Here is a 19,693-nt window from a genome sequence, read left to right on the forward strand (position 1 = left end):
CTTCCTGGACACCCCGGAGGCCCAGCCCCGCGACGAGCGCCGGGAGTGGGCCGAGCTGATCTCCGAGCTCACCTTCGAGGGCATCATCATCCACAAAAAGGGGATCGCCGTCCACTGCAACCGGTCGCTGCTCGCCATCCTGGGCTACGACTACAACGAGCTGATCGGACAGTCCGTTTTCACCTTCCTCCACGAGGAGGACCGGGGGATCGGCGCCGAGCACGCCGCCATGAGCGTCACCGAGCCCTACGTGGTGCGCGTGGTCAGGAAGGACGGCCGGATCTTCCCCGCCGAGATCGAGGGGCGGGACTTCGTGAAGGACGGCGAGCTCTACCGGGTGGCCGCCGTCCGGGACATCACCGAGCGCAGGGAGACCCAGGCCACGCTCCGCCGGCAGCGGAACCTGCTGGAATCCATCATCGACAGCGTCTCCGACATCCTGGCCATCCAGGAGCCGGACCACACCATCGTGCGCTACAACAAGGCGGGCTACGACTTCCTGGGCGTGACCCCCGAGGAGGCGGACGGGAAGAAATGCTACGAGCTGATCGGCCGCACCGAGCCCTGCGAGGAGTGCGCCAACGCCCTGGCCAGGGAGACAGGGCGGCCGCAGCAGCTGGAGCGGTACATCCCCGAGCTGGGGCTCACCCTGGACTGCCGCAGCGCGCCGGTCTTCGACGACCAGGGCAACATCGTCCAGATCGTGGAGCACCTCCGGGACATCACGGGACGCAAGGAGGCCGAGCGGCAGCTCATCGAGGCCCGGGAGCAGGCCGAGGCCGCCAGCAGGGCCAAATCGGAGTTCCTCTCCAACATGAGCCACGAGATCCGCACCCCCCTCAACGCGGTGATCGGCTTCAGCGAGTTCCTCGCCCAGACCGAGCTGGACAGCATCCAGCGGACCTACGCCGACAATGTCCACACCGCCGCCCGGTCGCTCCTGGATGTGGTCGACGACGTCCTGGATCTCTCCAAGATCGAGGCGGGCCGCCTGGAGCTCGAACGGGTGGAGACCGACATGATCGCCCTCATCCGGGAGGCGGCCCGCATCGCCGGCTTCCAGGCCGAGCGCAAGGGGCTGGCGCTGAAGGTGGATATCCGGAAGGGGATGCCCCGCGTGGCCCTGGTGGACCCGGTACGGCTCAAGCAGATCCTCGCGAATCTCCTGAGCAACGCCGTCAAGTTCACCCACCAGGGCGAGGTGGAGCTGACGGTGTGCTGCGAACGCAGCGGCGAGACGGCCTGCCGCTACCGCTTCGCCGTGCGCGACACGGGGATCGGCATCTCACCGGAAGACCGGCGGAAGCTCTTCAAGGCCTTCTCCCAGGCCGACACCTCCACCACCCGCCAGTTCGGCGGCACCGGACTGGGGCTGGTGATCGCCAACTCCCTGGCGGAGAAGATGGGCGGGGCCATCGAGGTGGAGAGCACACCCGGCGAGGGCTCCACCTTCTCCTTCTCCGTCGAGGCCCTCTGCCGGGAAAACGTCCGATGCCGCCGGGAGTCCACAGAGCGGAAGCGGGAGACCGCGCCGGTGAGCATGACCGCCCCGGTGGTTCTGATTGTCGAGGATGTGCCGGTGAACCTGGCGCTGGCCCGCGGCCTCGTCAGTCAGTACCTCCCCAACGCCAGAGTGGTGGAGGCCGCGGACGGCGCCGAGGCGGTGGAGACCGCCCGCCGCGAGGAGCCCGCCCTCATCATCATGGATGTGCAGATGCCCGGCATGGACGGCCTCCAGGCCACCGAGGCCATCCGGCGGGAGGAGCGCACCGGTGTCCACAGGCCGATTGTCGCCATGACCGCCGGCGTCACCAGGGAGGAACGGGAGCGGTGCCTCGCCGCCGGCATGGACGACATCCTCACCAAGCCGGTCCAGCGGGAGGAGCTGCGGCGGGTGCTGGAGCGGTACAGCCCCCCGCGGGGATGAGGGGAACGCGGGCGGCGGAACCGCGTTTCGGCCATCCCGCTCTTTCTTGTCTGTTCTTTTTGTGCTTGAATAGCGGTAGGAAAGAGCAGTGGGATTGTTCTGCATGATGTCGCAACAGGCTTATGTGGAGCTGCGCCTGCTTTGAGACCAACCGCGGAAGGCGACGCAGAGCGAAGGAGAGCAGCCATGACCCAGGCCGACCGGCAGCACCGGAACGACACCCCCCTTGGCCAGACCAACGGACAGCTCCGGGGCATCCTGGACTACAGCCCGCTGCTGATCAACGTCTTCGACCTGAACGGCACCTACCTGCTGGTGAGCCGGGCCACCTGCGACATGTTCGGGATGTCTTCCGGGGAGCTGGTGGGCCGCACCTTCCGGGAGCTGCTGCCCCCCGAGACGGCGGCGACCTTCCAGTCGCGGATCGACGAGGTGGTGCGGCGGCGCGCATCCCTGACCGTGGAGGACCGGATGGAGATCGGCGGGGTGGAGCGCATCTTCGACACCACCCTCTTTCCCATCTTCGACAGCCGGCGGAACCTGACGGCCATCTGCGGGATCGCCCACGACATCACCGACCGCGTCCGCGCCGAGGAGGCGCTGGAGGCGGCCAGGGATTGCGCCGAGGAGGCCAGCCGGGCCAAGTCCGCCTTTCTGGCCAACATGAGCCACGAGTTCCGCACCCCCCTGAACGGCATCGTGGGGATGCTCCAGCTGCTGGAGACCACCGATCCCGACGACGAGCAGGCCGAGTACCTGCAGCTGGCGCTCACCTCCTCCAGTCGGCTGACCCGGCTGCTCTCGGACCTCCTGGATATCGCCAATGCCGAGACGGGACGGCTGGAGATCCATCCCGCCCCCTTCGACATCAGGGACGCCGTGGACCCGGTAGTGGAGCTCTTCGCCGTCACCGCCAGGGAGAAGGGGATCGCCCTCCGCTCTTTCCTGGACCCCGATCTGCCCCCCAGCCTGACGGGCGACGCCGCGCGGGTGCGGCAGGTGCTCTTCAACCTGGTGGCCAACAGCGTGAGGTTCACCGACAGCGGCACCGTCTCCCTGGATGTCTCGTCCCGGCCGGGGGAGAGCGGCGGTGCGCTGCCGGTCTGTTTCACCGTGGCCGATACGGGCTGCGGCATCCCCCAGGAGCGTCTTGAGGCCATGTTCCATCCCTTCGTCCAGGCCGACGACGCCTACAACCGCCACCACGAGGGGCCGGGGCTGGGGCTCTCTCTCAGCAGGCGGCTGGTGGAGCGCATGGGCGGCACCATCGACATGGAGAGCGCCCCCGGGCAGGGCACCACCGTGCGGGTGGTGCTCCCCTTCGATCCGCCCGCCTGATCCCCTCCGCGGTGTTCCCGCCTCCCTTCTCCCCGACAGCCCATTTCCTTCGCCCAACCCGCCAACCTCCCGTGCCTGGAAGGCCGTTATCTGTTACGATATTTCCCAATACAGGGTCTGCGCCCGCCCTGCGCACACCCTGCGCCCTCTGGAAGAAACCAACGCGAGGTGATGCAATCGTGAGAGAACGAACGGCCCAGGCCGGAACCCTGGAGTCCTCGGACTGCCTGGTGACGGTCGCCGCAAGCGATACAACGGATATCGACTACCGGGGGGCCAATGCGGCCCTCTTCGGCGGGCGGACCCGCTCGCTGATCATGGCGATCCTCCGGGAACGGGGGATCGAAGGCGTCAGCATCCAGGTGCAGGACCAGGGCGCGCTGGAGCCCACGCTGCGGGCGCGGCTGGAGACCGCCCTGGACCGGCAGGCCGCCCCGGGCGCCGCGGCGGGGAGGTGAGGTGATGGCCAGAGTCTGCCGCTCCATGCTCTACGTACCTGGCAACAGCCCCTCCATGCTCCAGCACGCGCCCATCTTCGGCGCCGACAGCGTTCTGCTGGACCTGGAGGACGCCGTGGCCATCACCGAGAAGGACGCCGCCCGGCACCTGACGGCCCGCTTTCTGCGGGCCCTGGACTTCGGCGACACCATCGTCACCGTCCGGCTCAACGGCGCCGACACGGACTTCTTCGAGGAGGACGTGCGGGCCATCGTCCCCTGCCGGCCCGACGCCGTCCGGCTGCCCAAGTGCCAGTCCGCCGGGGACGTCCGTCGGCTCGATGAGCTGATCGCCGATCTGGAGCGCAACGAGGGCCTCCCCCAAGGGGGGGTGAAGATCCACGCCATGATCGAGACCGCCCGGGGCGTGGAGCACGCCTACGAGATCGCCTGCGCCGCCCCGCGGGTGGACGCCCTCACGCTGGGCGGCCAGGACCTCACCGCCGACATGGGGGTGCGCAAGACCCCCGGCGGGAATGAGATCTTCTACGCCCGCACAAGGGTTGTCACGGCCGCCCGGGCCGCCGGGATCGACGTCTTCGACACCGTCTGGACCGACGTGAACGACAACGAGGGCCTCCTGGAGGAGACCCGGATGGTCATCGGCCTGGGCTTCACCGGCAAGGCCGCCATCCATCCCGGCCAGATCGAGTGGATCCACAGGGCCTTCGTGCCCGAACGCAAAGAGGTCCGCCACGCCGAGCGCGTGGTGGCCGCCGCCGACGAGGCGGAGCGCCGGGGCAAGGGCGCCGTGGCCGTGGACGGCAGGATGATCGACGCCCCCGTGGTGACCAAGGCCCGCCACATCCTGGAACTGGCCCGGCTCTACGGAATGGAAGGGGGAGAGGAAGAATGACCGACTGGGTGCGCAACGCCCTGGGACGGCAGGTGCCCCGCAGCATTCCCGGCCTCGGGGAGCTGCTCCCCTACCAGGGGCCCATGGCGCGGATCGGCGGGGAGACGTCGGTGCCCCGGATCTGTCCGCCCCTGAAGCCCGAACCGCCCACGCGGAACAAGGTGACCCACAACCTGAAGAAGGCCATCGAGGACTCGGGGCTGGAGAACGGGATGACCATCTCCTTCCACCACCATCTGCGCAACGGCGACGCCGTGCTGCCCATGGTGCTGGAGGCGCTGCGGGAGATGGGCTTTGCCAACCTCACCCTGGCCCCCAGCTCCCTCACCGGCGCCCACGACTGCGTGGCCGACTACGTCCGCAGCGGCACGGTGGACCGCATCTTCACCTCCGGACTGCGCGGCGAGGTGGGGCGGATGGTCTCCCGGGGCGAGATGGAGATCCCCGTGGTGGTCCGCAGCCACGGCGGGCGGGCCAGGGCCGTCGAGGAGGGGAGCATCGCCGTCGACGTGGCCTTCATCGCCGCCCCCGCCTGCGACGCCCTGGGCAACATGACCGGCAGCGAGGGACGCTCCGCCTGCGGCTCCATGGGCTATCCCATGGTGGACGCCCGCTACGCAGGGCACGTCATCGCCCTCACCGACAACCTGACGGACTACCCGCTGGCCCCGCGGATCTCCATCCCCCAGCATCAGGTGAACCAGGTGGTGGAGATCGACAGCCTCGGCGATCCCGCAAAGATCGCCACCGGCGCCGCACGGATCACCCGCAACCCCGTGGACCTGCGCATCGCCGGGAGCTGCTACGACCTCATCCAGGCCTCGGGGATGCTCGCTCCCGGCGTCTCCTTCCAGGTGGGCGCCGGCGGGATCTCCCTGGCCACCGCCTCCTACGTCCGCACCGCCATGCGGGAGCGGGGCATCCGGGGGAGCTTCGGCCTGGGCGGCATCACCGGCTACATGGCCGGCATGCTGGAAGAAGGGCTCTTCAAGGCCCTCTACGACGTGCAGAGCTTCGACGCCTCGGTGCGGGACTCCCTGGCCCACAACCCCAGCCACATGGAGATCGACGCCTCCTGGTACGCCAACCCCCTCAACCGGGGCTGCGTGGCCCACAACCTGGACATCGTCGTCCTGGCGGCGCTGGACATCGACACCGACTTCAACGTCAACGTCCTCACCGGCAACGACGGCTTCCTGCGGGGCGCCTCCGGCGGGCACTCCGACACCGCCGCCGGATCGTCGCTCTGCATCGTGGCCGCGCCCTCCTTCCGGGGCGGCGTGCCCACCATCAAGGAGCACGTCAACACCGTGGTCACCCCCGGCGAGACGGTGGACGCCGTGGTGACCGAGCGGGGCATCTGCATCAACCCCCGGCGGGAGGATCTGCTGCAGGCGGCGACCAGAGCGGGGCTGCCGGTGGTGGATATCGAGAGGCTGCACGCCGATGTGGTCGCACTCACCGGCAGACCCGAGCCGGTGGCCTTCGACGAGGACAGGGTGGTGGCCCTGGTGGAGTACCGGGACGGCACCATCATCGACTGCGCCTATAAAGTGGAAGAGTAGACCGGGAGGAGGCTTCCCCCGGTGACGACAGGAGAGGAGTGACACAGGTGGCGGACGAGACAGGAAAGAACACCCGGCAGAAGGAAACGAAGCAGGAACCCGGCGAGACGGCCGGCGGGAGCGCCGCACAGAAGAGCCCCTCCGGCAGCGCCCGGACCAGAACAGACGCCAGGACGTCGTCCAGGCAGGGAGGCTCCGGCGGCAAGAACGCCGGCGGCAAGGCCTCCGGCGCCTCCAAGGGCGGGTCGCAGGCCAAGGCCTCCGGCGGCAAGAGCGCAGCATCCTCTACGGGAAGCGGCGGCCAGACCAGAAGCAGTGCCGCGGCCAAGGCCGCACCGGCCGATGAAAAGCCCCGGAAGATCGGGATCACCGAGACGGCCTTCCGGGACGCCCACCAGTCCATCATGGCCACACGGCTGCGCACCGAGGACATGCTGCCCATCGCCGAGACGATGGACGAGGTGGGCTACCACTCCCTGGAGGTCTGGGGCGGGGCCACCTTCGACGCCTGCATGCGCTTCCTCGACGAGGATCCCTGGGAGCGGCTCCGCAGCCTGCGGGAGCGCTTCAAGAAGACCAAGCTCCAGATGCTCCTGCGGGGGCAGAACATCGTGGGCTACCGCCACTACGGCGACGACGTGGTGCGGGAGTTCGTCAAGCGGGCCGTGGGCAACGGCCTGGACATCATCCGCATCTTCGACGCCCTCAACGACCTGCGCAACATGGAGGTGGCCGCCGACCAGGTGAAGAAGGAAGGCGCCCACCTGCAGCTCAGCATGTCCTACACCATCTCCCCGGTGCACACGGTGGAGAAGTTCGGCAACCTGGCCCACGACATGAAGGAGATGGGCGCCGACTCGGTCTGCATCAAGGACATGGCCGGGCTGCTCAACCCGGTCCACGCCGCCCAGCTGGTGCGGGCCATCAAGGAGAAGAGCGGCCTGCCGGTGCAGGTGCACTGCCACTACACCAGCGGCATGGCGGCCATGTCCTACCAGGCGGCGCTGCACGCCGGCGCCGACGTGGTGGACTGCGCCATCTCGCCCTTCTCCATGGGCACCAGCCAGCCCGCCACGGAGAGCATCGTGGCCTCCCTGCAGGGCGGCAACCTGGACCCCGGCGTGAAGCTGGAGGATCTGGTGCCGGCCTCGCGGTACTTCAAGGAGATGCGCGAGAAGTACAGCAGCCAGATCATGGGGCTCCAGGGCGTGGACGTGAACGTCCTGATCTATCAGATCCCCGGCGGGATGTACTCCAACCTCACCAGCCAGCTGAAGGAGCAGAACGCCCTGCACCGGATGCAGGACGTGCTGGAGGAGGTCCCCAGGGTCCGCGAGGAGATGGGCTATCCGCCGCTGGTGACGCCCACCAGCCAGATCGTGGGCACCCAGGCCACGGTGAACGTCCTCACCGGCGAACGCTGGAAGCTGGTGCCCAAGGAGGTCAAGATGTACTTCCTGGGCTACTACGGCCGGCCGCCGGCGGAGCTGGACCCCAAGATCGCCGAGAAGGTCCGCGCCGGCGAGGAGCCCATCACCACCAGGCCCGGCGAGATCATCGGCGACGAGCTGCAGGCCGCCCGGGACGCCGTCTCCTCGGTGATGCTCCAGCCCGAGGACGCCCTGAGCTACGCGCTCTTCCCCTCGGTGGCCCGGGACTTCCTGCAGAAGAAGTACGCCGCCCGGACCCGCCAGGACCCCGGCGTGGGCGAGCTGGTCGACGACACCGGGTATGCCGTCTAGGAACGGAATGGCCCCTGTGGAACGCCTGCTGCCCCGGCTCGGTCCGGCGGTTCTGGCCGCACTGCTCTGTCTGTGCCTTTTGGTTGCAGGGGCCGCCGCCGCGCCGACCCCTGCCGGCGCGCCCGAGGGGGGCCACGGGCTCCCCTCGCTGCCGCCGGAGGTCCGGGGGCAACCCCTGACGCCGCTGCTGCAGGGTGACGGGACGGGCATCTGGAAGGTGGGCTCCGGCGAGGAACCCCAGGGGATCCTGATGGTCTCCGGCGACGAGACGGAGTACCTCTCCCTGGAGGGCGGCGGCGCCCCCCTGACGGTGCTGGCCACGGCGCTGACCGGCGGCGGCTGGCTGGTGGCGACCCTGGCCGGCCAGATCGAGGGGATGCTCGGCGACGGCCTGGGCGGCATCGTCACCGCCGGGGCCACCGTGGCCGGGGCCATGGCCGTGGTGGCGGTGGGGCAGTGGATCTTCCTGGTCGCCTGGTTCGTGGTGGGGCTGCTGCTGACGGCGCTCTTCCCGCGGCCCTTCCGCGCCGTGGCGGACCGGCTGCGTTCCTCCTTTTTCGCCTCGCTGGGGGTCGGTCTTCTGGTGGCGGCGGTGGGTCTGGCCTCGGTGGTGCTGCTCTTCGTCTCGCTTTTCGGAATCCCCCTGGCGCTGCTGCTGCTCTTCGCCTACTGGCTGATGCGCTTTGCGGGCTCCCTGGCGCTGGCCCTGGTGGCCGGCGGCGCGGTCATCCGCCTCTTCGGCGGGGAGGGCCGCTACGGCGTGGGGGCCTTCCTGCTGGGCGGACTCCTGCTGGGGGCGCTCCACCTGATCCCCCTGGCGGGCTGGGCGCTCCACTGGCTGCTGACGACGGCGGGATTCGGCGGCGCGCTGCGCGTCGCCTTCGGGTCGCGGCAGGAGGCCTGACGGCCTGGACATTACCGGGGCGATCTGTGCCCGGAGAGAGGTGTGACCGGTTCATGAACGAGAAGGGTTGGCTGGTTGGCAACGCGACGCTGGAAGACGGCAGCAGGGGCTGTACGGTGCTGCTCTTTCCGGGGCGCGCCATGGCCTCCTGCGATGTGCGGGGCGGCGCGCCGGGAACGCGGGACACCGCCGCGCTGGACCCGTCGTGCTCCGTGGAGGGGATCGACGGGCTCTTTTTCACCGGCGGCAGCGTCTTCGGCCTCGATGCGGCCGCCGGCGTCGTCGACTACGCCCGGGAGCAGGGCTACGGTTTCGATACGGGGATCATCAGGGTGCCCATCATCCCGGGAGCCTGCATCTTCGACTTCACCCACGGCGGGCCGCAGAGTGCGCCCGACGCGGCCGCCGCCCGTGGGGCCTGCGAGACCGCCGGTCCCCTGGAGCGCTGCCCCAGGGGCGCCGTCGGCGCCGGCGCCGGGGCGACGGTGGGCAAGTACAGAGGCTTCGAGCAGGCCATGCCCGGAGGCCTCGGCTGGTCGGTGCTCCGGAGCGGTGCGCTGGAGGTGGCCGCCCTGGTGGTGGTCAACGCCGTGGGCGCCGTGCGGAACGAAGAGGGGCATTGGCTTGCCGGCGCCCGTGACGGCCGGGGCGGCATCGAGCCGCCGCTGGACGCCATGGCCGAAGGCGGCATGGGGATCACCTGGGGGACCAGCACCACCCTGGCCGCGGTCTGCACCAACGCGGTTCTCACCAAGGCGGAGGCCGCCCGGATCGCCATCATGGGACACGACGGCCTGGCCCAGGCGATCTTCCCCCTGCACACCCCCTACGACGGCGATACGGTCTTCTGCGCCGCCACCGGCGCTGTGGAAGCCGAGAGCGTCCGTGTGGGCACCTTCGCCACCGCCGCGCTGGCTGCGGCGGTGCGGAGCGTGTTTGCGTCCCTGGCGAGGACGGAAGAAGGGAAGGGATGTCCATGATCACGGTACTTCTGGCCGACGACCACCCGCTGACCCGGTCCGGCATCGCCGGCTACCTGGAGCGGGAGGAGGATATGGAGCTCATCGGCGAGGCCGCCGACGGCGACGAGGCCTGGCGGCAGATCCAGCGACTGCGGCCCACCGTAGCGCTTCTGGATATCCGGATGCCCGGCATGGACGGCGTGGCGGTGGTGCGCAAGATCAAGGAGGCCAAACTGCCGGTCACCTCGCTGATGCTCACCTCCTATGACGCCCAGCAGTACGTGGTCACCTCGCTGCGGGCCGGCGCCAAGGGGTACGTGCTGAAGACAGCCACCCCCGAGGAGCTCGCCCGGGCGATCCGGGTGGTCTCCGGCGGCGGGGTCTATCTGGACCGGGAGGTCTCCCGGAGCATGGAGGAGGGGGAGTTCACACCGGAGTCCCTCTCGGAGCGGGAGCGGGAGGTGCTGCTCCTGGCCGCCCGCGGGCTCTCCAGCAAGGAGGCCGCCAGGCAGCTCTACATCAGCGACCGCACCGTCCAGACCCACCTGGCCTCCATCTACGATAAGCTGGGCGCCAAGAACAAGACCGAAGCCATGCTCCTGGCGCTGAAGTACGGGGTGGTGACCCTGGAGGACCTGCTGGAGTGAAACGACATCTCCTGGCCGTCCTGACCCTGGCCATCCTGGTCCCCTCCATCGCCATCCTCATCTCCGCGGGGCTCGGGATGATCCAGCACGAAGACGTGATGAAGCGCGTGGCCCGCTCCTACGTTCAGGACCTGGCCGAGAGCGTGGCCTCCCGGATCGAGGCCGGGCGGAGCAGCAGCAGCCGCTTCCCCGAGATGCCGGTGCTCATGCCCTCCATGCTGCGGCTCTTCTCCTGGGGCTTCTCGCTGCCCGGCTGGGTGGCCGTGGTGGACGAAACCGGCACGGTGCTCACCGTCACCCAGGAGACCGAGGCGGTCTCCCGCATCCTGCCCGGGGAGATCCCCATCGGCGAGGCCTTCGAGATCAAGGACGAGAAAGGCGGCAAGTACACCGTGGCCGCCTATCCCGTGGGGACCACCGGATGGTTCGTGGTGGCCGCCGTCTCCTGGGAGCAGCTGCTGGGCCCCATGGTGCGCTACGGCGTACTCTGGACCCTCATGGTGGGCATCCTGGCCATCTGCGGCATCGGGGCGGTCTTCGCGCTCTGGAAGTGGCTCATCGCGCCGCTCCGGGGGCTCCAGACGGAGGTCTCCCGGCTCAACTGGGGGGAGGAGCTCCCCGAACGGGACGACCCCGGCGCCGTCTTCGAGCTGCGGCGTCTCCGGGTGGTGCTCCGTCAGCTGGCCCGGACGGCCATCGAGAAGAACGAGCTCATGCGCCGCTACGTGACCGACATGGTCCGCGTTCAGGAGGAGGAGCAGTCCCGGCTGGCCCGGGAGATCCACGACGGCCCGCTGCAGGGCGTGACGGCGCTGATCCAGCAGCTCCGCCTGGCCCGGACCGCCAAGGACCAGGAGGAGCTGGAACGCCGGCTGGGCTTCGCCGAGGAGGGCGCCGGACAGGCCGTTCGGGAGCTCCGCAGCCTCTGCGACACCCTCTCGCCGCCCTGGCTGGACCTGGGGCTCGCCAAGGCGCTCACCGAACTCTGCGAGCGGCTGGAGCAGCAGCTGGAGATCACCATCCAGGTGGATGTGGACGAACAGATGGAAGAGCGTCTCTCGGAGCAGTCCATCTTCGCCCTCTTCCGGGTGGCCCAGGAGGCGGTGAACAACGCCGCCCGGCACGGCAGGGCCGGGCGGGTGGCCATCACCGCCGCCGCCACTGAAGAGGCCTGCATCCTCGACATCGACGACGACGGCAAGGGCTTCGTCCCCGAGAAGGACCTCACCGCCCTCCGGGTGGAGGGGCACCGGGGACTGGCCAACATGGCCGAGCGCCTCACCCTCATCGGCGGCGAACTGGAGATCGATTCGGAACCGGGGAAAGGGACGCGGATCCGCTGCGTTTTGCCCTGCGGCGGAGAACAGAGCGCACCCGGCAGCCTGGAAGGGACAGTCAGCGGCACCAACTAACAAAGGGGGGAGCCTCCGGGCACCAATGATGAGACTGCGCGTACTGGGAGCAGCGGGAGAGGTTACGGGATCCAACTATCTCATCGAGACCGGCGAGACCAGGGTCTTGATCGACTGCGGGTTGCACCAGGGCAAAAAGGAGGAGGAGCGGAACCGGGAACCCTTCCCCTTCGCCCCCGGGAGCGTCACCGCCGTGGTGCTCACCCACGCCCATCTGGACCACACCGGACGGGTGCCCCAGCTGGTGAAGCAGGGCTTTGCCGGCAGAGTCTGGGGGACCTCGCCGACGGTGGAACTCTCGGAGGTGCTCTGGGAGGACGCCGCCCACCTCATGAAGGAGGAAGCCCAGTGGCGGTCCCGGAAGAACAGACGCAAGGGACTGCCGCCGGTGGAGCCCCTCTACGACGCCGAGGACGCCCGGCAGGCGCTGGAGTACATGCAGCCCGTGAGCTACGACGACGTCATCGAGGTGGCCCCGGGCGTGCGGGTGCGCTTCCGCGACGCCGGCCACATCCTGGGCAGCGCCAACCTGGAGGTCTGGGTGGCCGACGGCGGCGAGGAGGTGAAGGTGGTCTTCTCCGGCGACCTGGGGCCCCGGAAGACCGTCATGGAGCGGGAGCCCTCCATGATCGAGGACGCCGACTACGTGGTCATCGAGTCCACCTACGGCGACCGGGAGCACAAGACCAACGAGGAGAGCCGCGAGGAGTTCCGGGAGGTCATGCGCGAAGCGCTCAGGAGCCAGTCCAAGGTGCTGATCCCCACCTTCGTGGTCGACCGGGCCCAGCGGGTGCTCTACGAGATCATGCTCCTCCAGCGGGAGGGGATCCTGCGGGACAACGTGCCCATCTACTTCGACTCCCCCATGGGCGTGAAGGCCACCGAGATCTACCGGAAGTACCAGAATCTCCTCTCCCGGGAGATCCAGGGCCAGATCCGCGAGGGGCACGACCCCTTCGAGCCCAGGCAGCTCCACTTCGTGTCCGGCGCCGACGAGTCCCGGGCCATCAATCAGGTGGACCACGCCATCGTCCTGGCCGGCAGCGGCATGTGCAACGGCGGCCGCATCATCCACCATCTGAAGCACAACCTCTGGGATCCCAACACCCATGTGGTCTTCGTGGGCTACCAGGCCCGGGGGACCCTGGGCCGCCGCCTGGTGGGCGGCGAGCAGGAGGTGCGCGTCGCCGGCGAGGAGATCAGCGTGCGGGCCACCCTGCACACCATCAACGGCTTCTCCGCCCACGCCGACCGGCGGGACCTGCTGGCCTGGGCCCGGAACTTCCGCAGCGGGCCGCAGTTTCTCGTTACCCACGGCGAGCCGGCATCCTCCAGGGCCTTCGCCGAGGCGCTGCAGGAGGCGGGCTTCCGCGCCGCGATCCCCGAACCGGGGCAGGAATTCCAGCTCACCCGCGAGCCCGCCCGGCAGCCCGCCGCGGTGGTGCCCGCAGGGCTGGAGCGATCCCGGGCCGAGCGGAACGCCGAGGAGCTGGTGGCCGACATCGCCGATCTCGCCACCCTGCTGAAAGGGAGGGAGGGCCACATCCCCGAGGAGATGCTTCCTCTGCTGGAATCCTCCCGGACACTGCTCTCCCTGGCACGGGAGCGCTGCGGCTGCGAGGAGCGCGGCGGAGGTGCGGCGGAGTCCGGCCGCTGATATCGACCCTTTGCGTCACCCGGAATCCCGAGGGCCCCAGAGGCCCGGACAGGATTGCCTTTATCATTTCATCATTACAATAACAGGGGGAAACCAATGCGACAGAACGTGTACGATATCTTTCTCGACCGGGGTCTCGTGGAATGGTGCAGCAACCCCGAACCGCTGCGGGAGCTCTTCTCCAGCGAGACGGTCTCCGGCTACATCGGCTTCGACCCCAGCGCCGACAGCCTCCATGTGGGGCACCTGGTCCCGCTCATGGGGCTGGCCTGGATGCAGAAGCTGGGACACCGCCCCATCGCCATCGCCGGCGCCGGCACCGGGATGATCGGCGATCCCTCGGGCAAGAGCAAGGAGCGCAATCTGCTCACCCTGGAGCAGATCGAGTCCAACCTGGAGTCCGTGGGCAAACAGCTGGAGCAGTTCCTCGACTTCGACTGCGGCGAGAATGCGGCGCTGATGGTGAACAACTACGACTGGCTGGGCAAGCTCTCCATGATCGACTTCCTGCGGGACGTGGGCAAGCACTTCTCCGTCAACTACATGATCAACCGGGAGTACGTCCGCTCCCGCCTGGACGACCCCAGCCGCTCCATCTCCTACACGGAGTTCGCCTACATGCTGCTCCAGGCCTACGACTTCTACCACCTCTACGAGAACGAGGGCTGCAGGCTCCAGATGGGCGGCAACGACCAGCAGGGCAACATCCTCGCCGGCATCGACCTGATCCGCAAGAAGACCGGCGGCGACGCCTTCGGCATCACCTATCCGCTGCTGCTGTCGGCCACGGGAAACAAGTTCGGCAAGACCGAGGAGGGCACCATCTGGCTCTCGCCGGAGCGGACCAGCCCCTACCGCTTCTACCAGTACTTCATCAACGCCGACGACCGGGACGTGGCCAAGCTGCTCCGGTACTTCACCTTCCTCTCCCTGGAGGAGGTGGACGAGATCGCCTCCAGCCACCAGGCCGCGCCCGAGCGCCGGGAGGGCCAGCGCCGCCTGGCCCGGGAGGTCACCACCATCGTCCACGGCGGGGAGGCCGCAGACCGTGCCGCCCGGGCCAGCGAGATCCTCTTCGGCGGGAAGTTCGAGCCCGACGACCTCTCCGAAGAGATGCTCGCCACCCTCTCCCGGGAGGTCCCCACCGGCGAGGCCGCCAGGGCGGACGCCTCGGTGATCGACATCCTCGCCGAGTCCGGCGCCTGCGCCAGCAAGAGCGAGGCCCGCCGGCTCATCCGCGGCGGCGGTGTGAGCCTCAACGGCCGGAAGGTGGACGACGAAAAGGCCATCCTCTCCGGCGGCAACCTGCTGCCCGGCGGGGTGCTCTTCTTCCGCCTGGGCAAGCGCCGCTTCCACCTGGTCCACATCACGGGGGCCTGAGGGCCCCCGGACAGCGCAGCGTCACAGGGCTGCCGGGAACGCCGCCCTCGGCGGACCCCCGGCAGCCGTTCTGTTGCTGCGGTCACCATGCACACTTGCGAATATCCTGTTGTGTGGTATAACTTGAATATCAAGGGGGGATGAGAGGATGACTGTTTCGAGTATCGATGTCACTGTCGACGAAGAGCTTTTGCGTGAGATTGATCGTCTGATCGACGCCGGGTTCTTCCCGGACCGCGGGACGGCTATCCGGGAGGCCCTTGAAGAGAAGGTGAAACGCCTCGAAAAAGCCCGCCTGGCCCTCCAGTGCGCCCAGCTTGATATCGCCGAGGAGCAGGCCATGGCCGAAGAGGGATTCTGCGGGGAGATCGTCAAGTGGCCGGAGTACTGAGGAGAGGGAACATCCACTGGGCCGACCTCAATCCGGTAAGAGGTAGCGAACAGGGTGGATTTCGCCCTATCCTCATCCTGAGTGGTACCGTTTTCAACACGAAATCGGGGACGGTCATTGCTTTGGCGATTACCGGTAGACCCCAACGGGCAGGCTATCCATTGACATACAAACTTTCGGATACGGGGTTGCCCAAACAGTCTTGGGTGAAAATAAGCCAGATACGCACACTGTCCGTCACGAGAATTGGGGAAGCCATTGCCTCTCTTTCGGAAAAGGAGCTCAACGTAATTATTGCAGGTCTGAACGAAATTATAGGAGAATAGCTGCATTTTTTGCATCTTGAATAAATTATTATGATTTATTCAAGATGTTTTGCTTTTGCCGTTCCCTTCATTTATGCAGCGCCTCCGGATATCCGGGGGCGCTGCTTGAGCGAGAAGGGGGAGGCAAGGAGATATGGGTTTTTTGTATCTCCTTTTATATCTCTTTTTTATAGAAGACGCCGTCTTTGAGGATGACAGGCATCTTTTTTTTGTGGTCCTGGAAGACCGCGATATTGTCCAGAGGGCTGTCATCGACCACAATGCAGTCGGCCAGCTTTCCTTCTGCTATGGTGCCGATTTTGTCGGCCAGCCCCATGATCTCGGCGTTGGTCTTGGTGGCGGATACAATAGCCCCCATGGGACCCATGACGCGACTTTTCAATTCCAACTCCAGTCCTTTCCACGGCTGGAAGGGGCCGATCACGTCGGAGCCCGAACCGATGACGATCCCCAGTTCGTGGGCGATCTTGACCGCCTCCAGTGCCGTTTCCCGGACTATGCCCATCTTGCGCTGGAAGTAGTCGGGGAGATTGAACTCCTTTCCCCTGGTGACAGCCAGTTCGTAGGTGGACAACGTAGGTATGATGATGCAGCCCGCCTCCTTGAGAATCTCCGCCGTGGGCCGGTCGATTCGGTTGCCGTGCTCGATGATCCGTACGCCCGCCTCGGCGCAGAGCCGGGCGCCCCGGTTGGTGTAGCAGTGGGCGGATACATAGGTGCCTGCCGATTCCGCCTCGAAGACTGCCGCCCGCATCTCTTCCAGACTGAACTGAGAGCTGTCTCCGATGTCGTCGGCGGCGCTCCCGCACCCGCCGCTGGCCATGATCTTGATGAAGTCGGCGCCCCGGCGCAACACCTCTCGAGCGCACTTGCGGACCTCGGCGACACCGTCGCAGATCATGGCCGAAAAGCCGGCTTCGGCGGTGTGTGGCGGGCCGTACTCGGTGGGGAGCCTCATGTCGGCATGCCCCCCGGTCTGAGCCAGCGACGGTCCGGCGACCTGCAGACGCGGCCCTTCGATGAGCCCCTCTTCGATGGCGAGTTTGAATCCGGCGTCGCTTCCCCCGGCGTCACGGCAGGTGGTGAACCCCTGGTAGAGCGTGTCGGTGAGAATGTTTGCGGCTTTGATCACCAGCATGCTGGGGTAGTTCATTCGAGCCTGCTCCACCAGATTGGCCTCCACCAAACCTGCATGCATATGGGCGTCGATCAGGCCGGGCATGAGCGTCCGCCCGCCGCAATCCACCACATCCGCGCCTGCGGGGATCTCCGCCGTTCCGCCAAAGCTGATGCCGGCGATGGTATTGCCTTCGATGGTTACCGTTGCATTCGCCCTGGGTTCCGCGCCTGTTCCGTCGAGAAGCAAGGCGTTGGTAAAGACAGTAGTTGTCACAGTGAATCAACTCTTTTCATTAGGTTTGCCATCAGGCCTGCGAGGCTGTTTGGTCCCCCGAACCGGTGGCCTTGCTTACCACAATCAAAACGATCACCGCCAGGGGCGTCGCCACCATGACGCTGGCCAGCCCCATCGGTTTGTCCATGATCTCCCAGATCATCGTTATGACGGCTCCACTCAGCATGGAGGAAAGCCCGCCCGCCTTCGTTGTGCCCTTCCAGACGATAGCACCGATCAGCGCCGGGGTGATCGCCGCGCCGTACATTGTGTAGGAGTACATCTGCAGGGAGAGGACGGTGGGGAAGAACTTGATCAGAATATACGCGATGATGCCCAGAGCGATGACGCCGAGGCGGGAAACGAGCAGCCGTTCCTTTGGGGAGGCGCTGGGTTTGATGAATCGGCAGTAGATGTCCCAGCTCAGGTTGATGCCGCAGGAGAGGAGAAAGGAGTTCCCCGTGGTGATGACAAAGGCTGCGATAGCCGCCACGCACATGCCCCCAAGCACCGTGGGCATGCCGTGCACCGCCAGATGGATGAAGGCCTGCCCAGGATCGATGTCGGGGTAAAGCGAACGGGAGGTTGTTGCGGCCACGGCGATAAGAGGAATCACGACAATAGCGCCGATGAACCAACCGATGGCGCCCCGTTTTGCCTCGTTGCCTGATTTTGCGGCGAAGAAGCGTTGGTACATATTCTGGTCGCCGAGGATATAGAAAAAGAGCGGGAAGAAATACATGCTCGCCTGAAAGAGCGTTAAGCCGCCGAGACCGGTGTTCGCCTTGGGGATATTCGCCGTGATAGTGCTCCAGCCGCCGGCGTCCTGCATAGCCAGCGGAACGCCGATGCAGAGTCCGATCAGCATAAGCAGCGCGCTCATGAAATCCGTGTAGGCCACCGAGAACAGCCCGCCGACCACCGCCGTGGCCATGATGACGCCGAAGGAGATCCATGTTCCGGTTTCCGTGGGGATCCCCAGTGTCGAATTCAGGACGAACCCGACGCCTTTGTACTGATAGGCCGTGATCCCCAGATAGGCCGTGAGAATGATAAACGTGGCCATGATGCGCGCCACGGGACCGTACCGCGACTCCAGAACATCCGGTACGGTTTTGAGGTTCAGGTCCCGCACCTTTCTGGACAGGAAATAGAGCACCGCGATGCCGCAGGGTGTGGCGATACTGAAAATCAGCGCCACCCAAACCCCGTACTTGTATCCCAGAGAATTCGTTCCGCCGACCACTGTTCCCGAGCCCATCCAGGTGGCCATAAGCGTCCCGGCCAGCACAAGCGCCGGGAGGCTCCTGCCGGCTACGGCGAAGTCGTCGTCATTCTTGACGAACTTCCCAAGATAGAGTCCTACAGCCGTAACGATAATGAGGTATACCACAACAGCTATGAACGCAAAGCTCATCGTTCGTGCACACTCCTTTCCCTCTTCGTGGAGCACCACAGTTTGACGCGACACATCCGTTTTTGAAGTGTTCCCCCTTTCTCTTGCGAGGTATGCCGCCAACTGGCTTTTGGAATCTGGAATGCCAGTTGGCGGGTAAAAAAATTAGCTGTACACCTTTTTGATGTACGGCTTTTGTTTACTAAACGACCAGTGGACTCTGCTGAGCATTGTAGCAGCTTCCTCGTACTTGGCGCAAGCCAAAAGTTCCACAATTCTGGAGTGTTCTTCGGTGCACTCCCTCGCCCAGGCAGGCTCCATGTGCGTGAGCCCGGGAAAATCGTAGAGACGGCGGCGGACATCGAAGAGGATCTCCTTGATCATGGTGTTGTCGGAGAGCTGATGGATAGCGTTGTGGAAGGCGAAGTTATACCGCCAATAGGCGGGGTAGTCCTTTTCTTGCACCGCCACAAAATTGTTTTTGTTGATCTCTTCCATTTTCCGAATAAAGGTTGCGTCGATCTTGTGGTGTTCGTTTGAAATGATAGAGGCCTCCAGTGCTCCGGCGATTTGGTAGCACTGCCGGACGTCCTCCAGGGTCACCTCGTTGATACGTACGCCGCGTTGGGGCAGAAAGGTGACGAATCCTTTGGACTGGAGCCCCAGGAGGGCGTCCTTTAGGGTTGTCCGGCTGACGCCGAGCTCCTCGCTAAGCTGGCGGATCTTGATGGTGCTTCCCGGTGCCAGCTCGCCGTGTTCCAGCTGACCGCGCAGATAGTCGTAGACCTGTTCTCTGAGCGGCTTCGTATAGAAAAGTCCAGTTTCTTTTGACAAATTTATCACCATTTTCAGTGGATGAGTTGATGTTGCAAGGATAGTAGCACAGCTCGTATATTCTACTACTCTCTGTAAGGTTATGCGGGGTCTAGAGAAGACAGGGCCCCCGCCTGTTCCCGATCCACAGTTCCTTGATGGGGTAGCCTCCCAGGCTGGGCGGTAGAAGGATTCCCGGGGAAAGCCAGGCAGTCCCCTGATCCTGAATGCGCGATTTGTCTGGATCAAGAGGGTTGTTTCCTGCATAATACAACGGGTCTTTGAGGTAGTCGTTGAACCACAGCTGTCCCAAATGAATTGCATCACAATGTGGCCTCTTGAGAAATCGGACAAAATTGATGGAACCATCCGATCTGCATCTTGAAAAATAGAAAAGCCCCCGAAACTGAGGTAGAATGGTTTCGACCAAGAAACACACTACCTTAAACCAGTAACGGGGACGATTGCATGATACGACATTCTCTGC

The 19,693-nt window shown here is 66.0% G+C and carries 17 protein-coding genes; 14 read left to right on the top strand and 3 right to left on the bottom strand.

What is annotated here, in order from left to right; translation table 11 throughout:
• The 14 genes from K9L28_06955 to K9L28_07020 all read left to right on the top strand — a co-directional run.
• On the top strand, positions 1 to 1,927 hold a 1,927-nt coding region (locus tag K9L28_06955; GenBank protein MCF7936060.1), incomplete at its 5' end, for a PAS domain S-box protein.
• Between the two features lie 186 nt (positions 1,928 to 2,113).
• A complete protein-coding gene (locus K9L28_06960) occupies positions 2,114 to 3,265 on the top strand; it encodes a PAS domain-containing protein (protein MCF7936061.1) in 1,152 nt (383 codons plus the stop codon).
• A 179-nt stretch (positions 3,266 to 3,444) separates the two neighbouring features.
• Positions 3,445 to 3,723 (top strand): citrate lyase acyl carrier protein, encoded by a 279-nt coding sequence (locus K9L28_06965; protein MCF7936062.1) that lies wholly within the window; start codon positions 3,445 to 3,447, stop codon positions 3,721 to 3,723.
• A gap of 4 nt (positions 3,724 to 3,727) precedes the next feature.
• A complete protein-coding gene (locus tag K9L28_06970) occupies positions 3,728 to 4,618 on the top strand; it encodes a CoA ester lyase (protein MCF7936063.1) in 891 nt (296 codons plus the stop codon).
• A complete protein-coding gene (gene citF, locus K9L28_06975) occupies positions 4,615 to 6,183 on the top strand; it encodes a citrate lyase subunit alpha (GenBank protein MCF7936064.1) in 1,569 nt (522 codons plus the stop codon). The genes K9L28_06970 and citF overlap by 4 nt, the downstream gene beginning before the upstream one ends.
• Before the next feature lie 47 nt (positions 6,184 to 6,230).
• Positions 6,231 to 7,925: a pyruvate carboxylase subunit B gene (locus K9L28_06980; GenBank protein MCF7936065.1), complete on the top strand. Its 1,695-nt coding sequence runs from the start codon at positions 6,231 to 6,233 to the stop codon at positions 7,923 to 7,925.
• Between the two features lie 16 nt (positions 7,926 to 7,941).
• The gene (locus K9L28_06985) at positions 7,942 to 8,829 is read left to right on the top strand and encodes a hypothetical protein (GenBank protein MCF7936066.1); all 888 of its coding nucleotides are present in this window, start codon (positions 7,942 to 7,944) and stop codon (positions 8,827 to 8,829) included.
• Positions 8,830 to 8,882: 53 nt separating this feature from the next.
• Entirely contained in the window at positions 8,883 to 9,809 is a 927-nt protein-coding gene (locus K9L28_06990; protein MCF7936067.1) for a P1 family peptidase, read from the top strand.
• A complete protein-coding gene (locus K9L28_06995) occupies positions 9,800 to 10,438 on the top strand; it encodes a response regulator transcription factor (protein MCF7936068.1) in 639 nt (212 codons plus the stop codon). Before K9L28_06990 ends, K9L28_06995 begins: the two co-directional genes overlap by 10 nt.
• The gene (locus K9L28_07000) at positions 10,435 to 11,850 is read left to right on the top strand and encodes a sensor histidine kinase (protein ID MCF7936069.1); all 1,416 of its coding nucleotides are present in this window, start codon (positions 10,435 to 10,437) and stop codon (positions 11,848 to 11,850) included. Before K9L28_06995 ends, K9L28_07000 begins: the two co-directional genes overlap by 4 nt.
• A gap of 28 nt (positions 11,851 to 11,878) precedes the next feature.
• A complete protein-coding gene (locus K9L28_07005) occupies positions 11,879 to 13,507 on the top strand; it encodes an MBL fold metallo-hydrolase (protein MCF7936070.1) in 1,629 nt (542 codons plus the stop codon).
• 96 nt (positions 13,508 to 13,603) lie between these two features.
• On the top strand, positions 13,604 to 14,887 hold the full coding sequence (gene tyrS, locus K9L28_07010; protein ID MCF7936071.1) for a tyrosine--tRNA ligase: 1,284 nt from the start codon (positions 13,604 to 13,606) through the stop codon (positions 14,885 to 14,887).
• A 148-nt stretch (positions 14,888 to 15,035) separates the two neighbouring features.
• Positions 15,036 to 15,278 (top strand): ribbon-helix-helix domain-containing protein, encoded by a 243-nt coding sequence (locus K9L28_07015; GenBank protein MCF7936072.1) that lies wholly within the window; start codon positions 15,036 to 15,038, stop codon positions 15,276 to 15,278.
• Entirely contained in the window at positions 15,263 to 15,604 is a 342-nt protein-coding gene (locus K9L28_07020) for a type II toxin-antitoxin system PemK/MazF family toxin (GenBank protein ID MCF7936073.1), read from the top strand. The genes K9L28_07015 and K9L28_07020 overlap by 16 nt, the downstream gene beginning before the upstream one ends.
• 154 nt (positions 15,605 to 15,758) lie before the next feature.
• Here the strand turns inward: K9L28_07020 and K9L28_07025 are convergent, their stop codons facing one another.
• The 3 genes from K9L28_07025 to K9L28_07035 all read right to left on the bottom strand — a co-directional run bounded on the left by K9L28_07025 (position 15,759) and on the right by K9L28_07035 (position 19,227).
• Positions 15,759 to 16,997 carry an amidohydrolase family protein gene (locus K9L28_07025; GenBank protein ID MCF7936074.1) on the bottom strand — a complete coding sequence of 413 codons (1,239 nt, stop codon included), beginning with the start codon at positions 16,995 to 16,997 and terminating at the stop codon, positions 15,759 to 15,761.
• A gap of 31 nt (positions 16,998 to 17,028) precedes the next feature.
• Positions 17,029 to 18,468, bottom strand: coding sequence for a sodium:solute symporter family protein (locus K9L28_07030; protein ID MCF7936075.1), 1,440 nt, complete (start codon positions 18,466 to 18,468; stop codon positions 17,029 to 17,031).
• A 90-nt stretch (positions 18,469 to 18,558) separates the two neighbouring features.
• Positions 18,559 to 19,227: a GntR family transcriptional regulator gene (locus K9L28_07035; protein MCF7936076.1), complete on the bottom strand. Its 669-nt coding sequence runs from the start codon at positions 19,225 to 19,227 to the stop codon at positions 18,559 to 18,561.
• Positions 19,228 to 19,693 lie beyond the last annotated feature (466 nt).

Source organism: Synergistales bacterium (assembly GCA_021736445.1).
In the GTDB taxonomy this organism is placed as follows: Bacteria; Synergistota; Synergistia; order Synergistales; family Aminiphilaceae; genus JAIPGA01.

What these genes read in the sequence shown, in the direction of transcription:
- K9L28_06960 (MCF7936061.1), top strand. Translation starts at nt 2,114, where the DNA reads ATGACCCAGGCCGACCGGCAGCACCGGAACGACACCCCCCTTGGCCAG.
- K9L28_06970 (MCF7936063.1), top strand. Translation starts at nt 3,728, where the DNA reads ATGGCCAGAGTCTGCCGCTCCATGCTCTACGTACCTGGCAACAGCCCC.
- citF (MCF7936064.1), top strand. Translation starts at nt 4,615, where the DNA reads ATGACCGACTGGGTGCGCAACGCCCTGGGACGGCAGGTGCCCCGCAGC.
- K9L28_06990 (MCF7936067.1), top strand. Translation starts at nt 8,883, where the DNA reads ATGAACGAGAAGGGTTGGCTGGTTGGCAACGCGACGCTGGAAGACGGC.
- K9L28_06995 (MCF7936068.1), top strand. Translation starts at nt 9,800, where the DNA reads ATGTCCATGATCACGGTACTTCTGGCCGACGACCACCCGCTGACCCGG.
- K9L28_07005 (MCF7936070.1), top strand. Translation starts at nt 11,879, where the DNA reads ATGAGACTGCGCGTACTGGGAGCAGCGGGAGAGGTTACGGGATCCAAC.
- tyrS (MCF7936071.1), top strand. Translation starts at nt 13,604, where the DNA reads ATGCGACAGAACGTGTACGATATCTTTCTCGACCGGGGTCTCGTGGAA.
- K9L28_07015 (MCF7936072.1), top strand. Translation starts at nt 15,036, where the DNA reads ATGACTGTTTCGAGTATCGATGTCACTGTCGACGAAGAGCTTTTGCGT.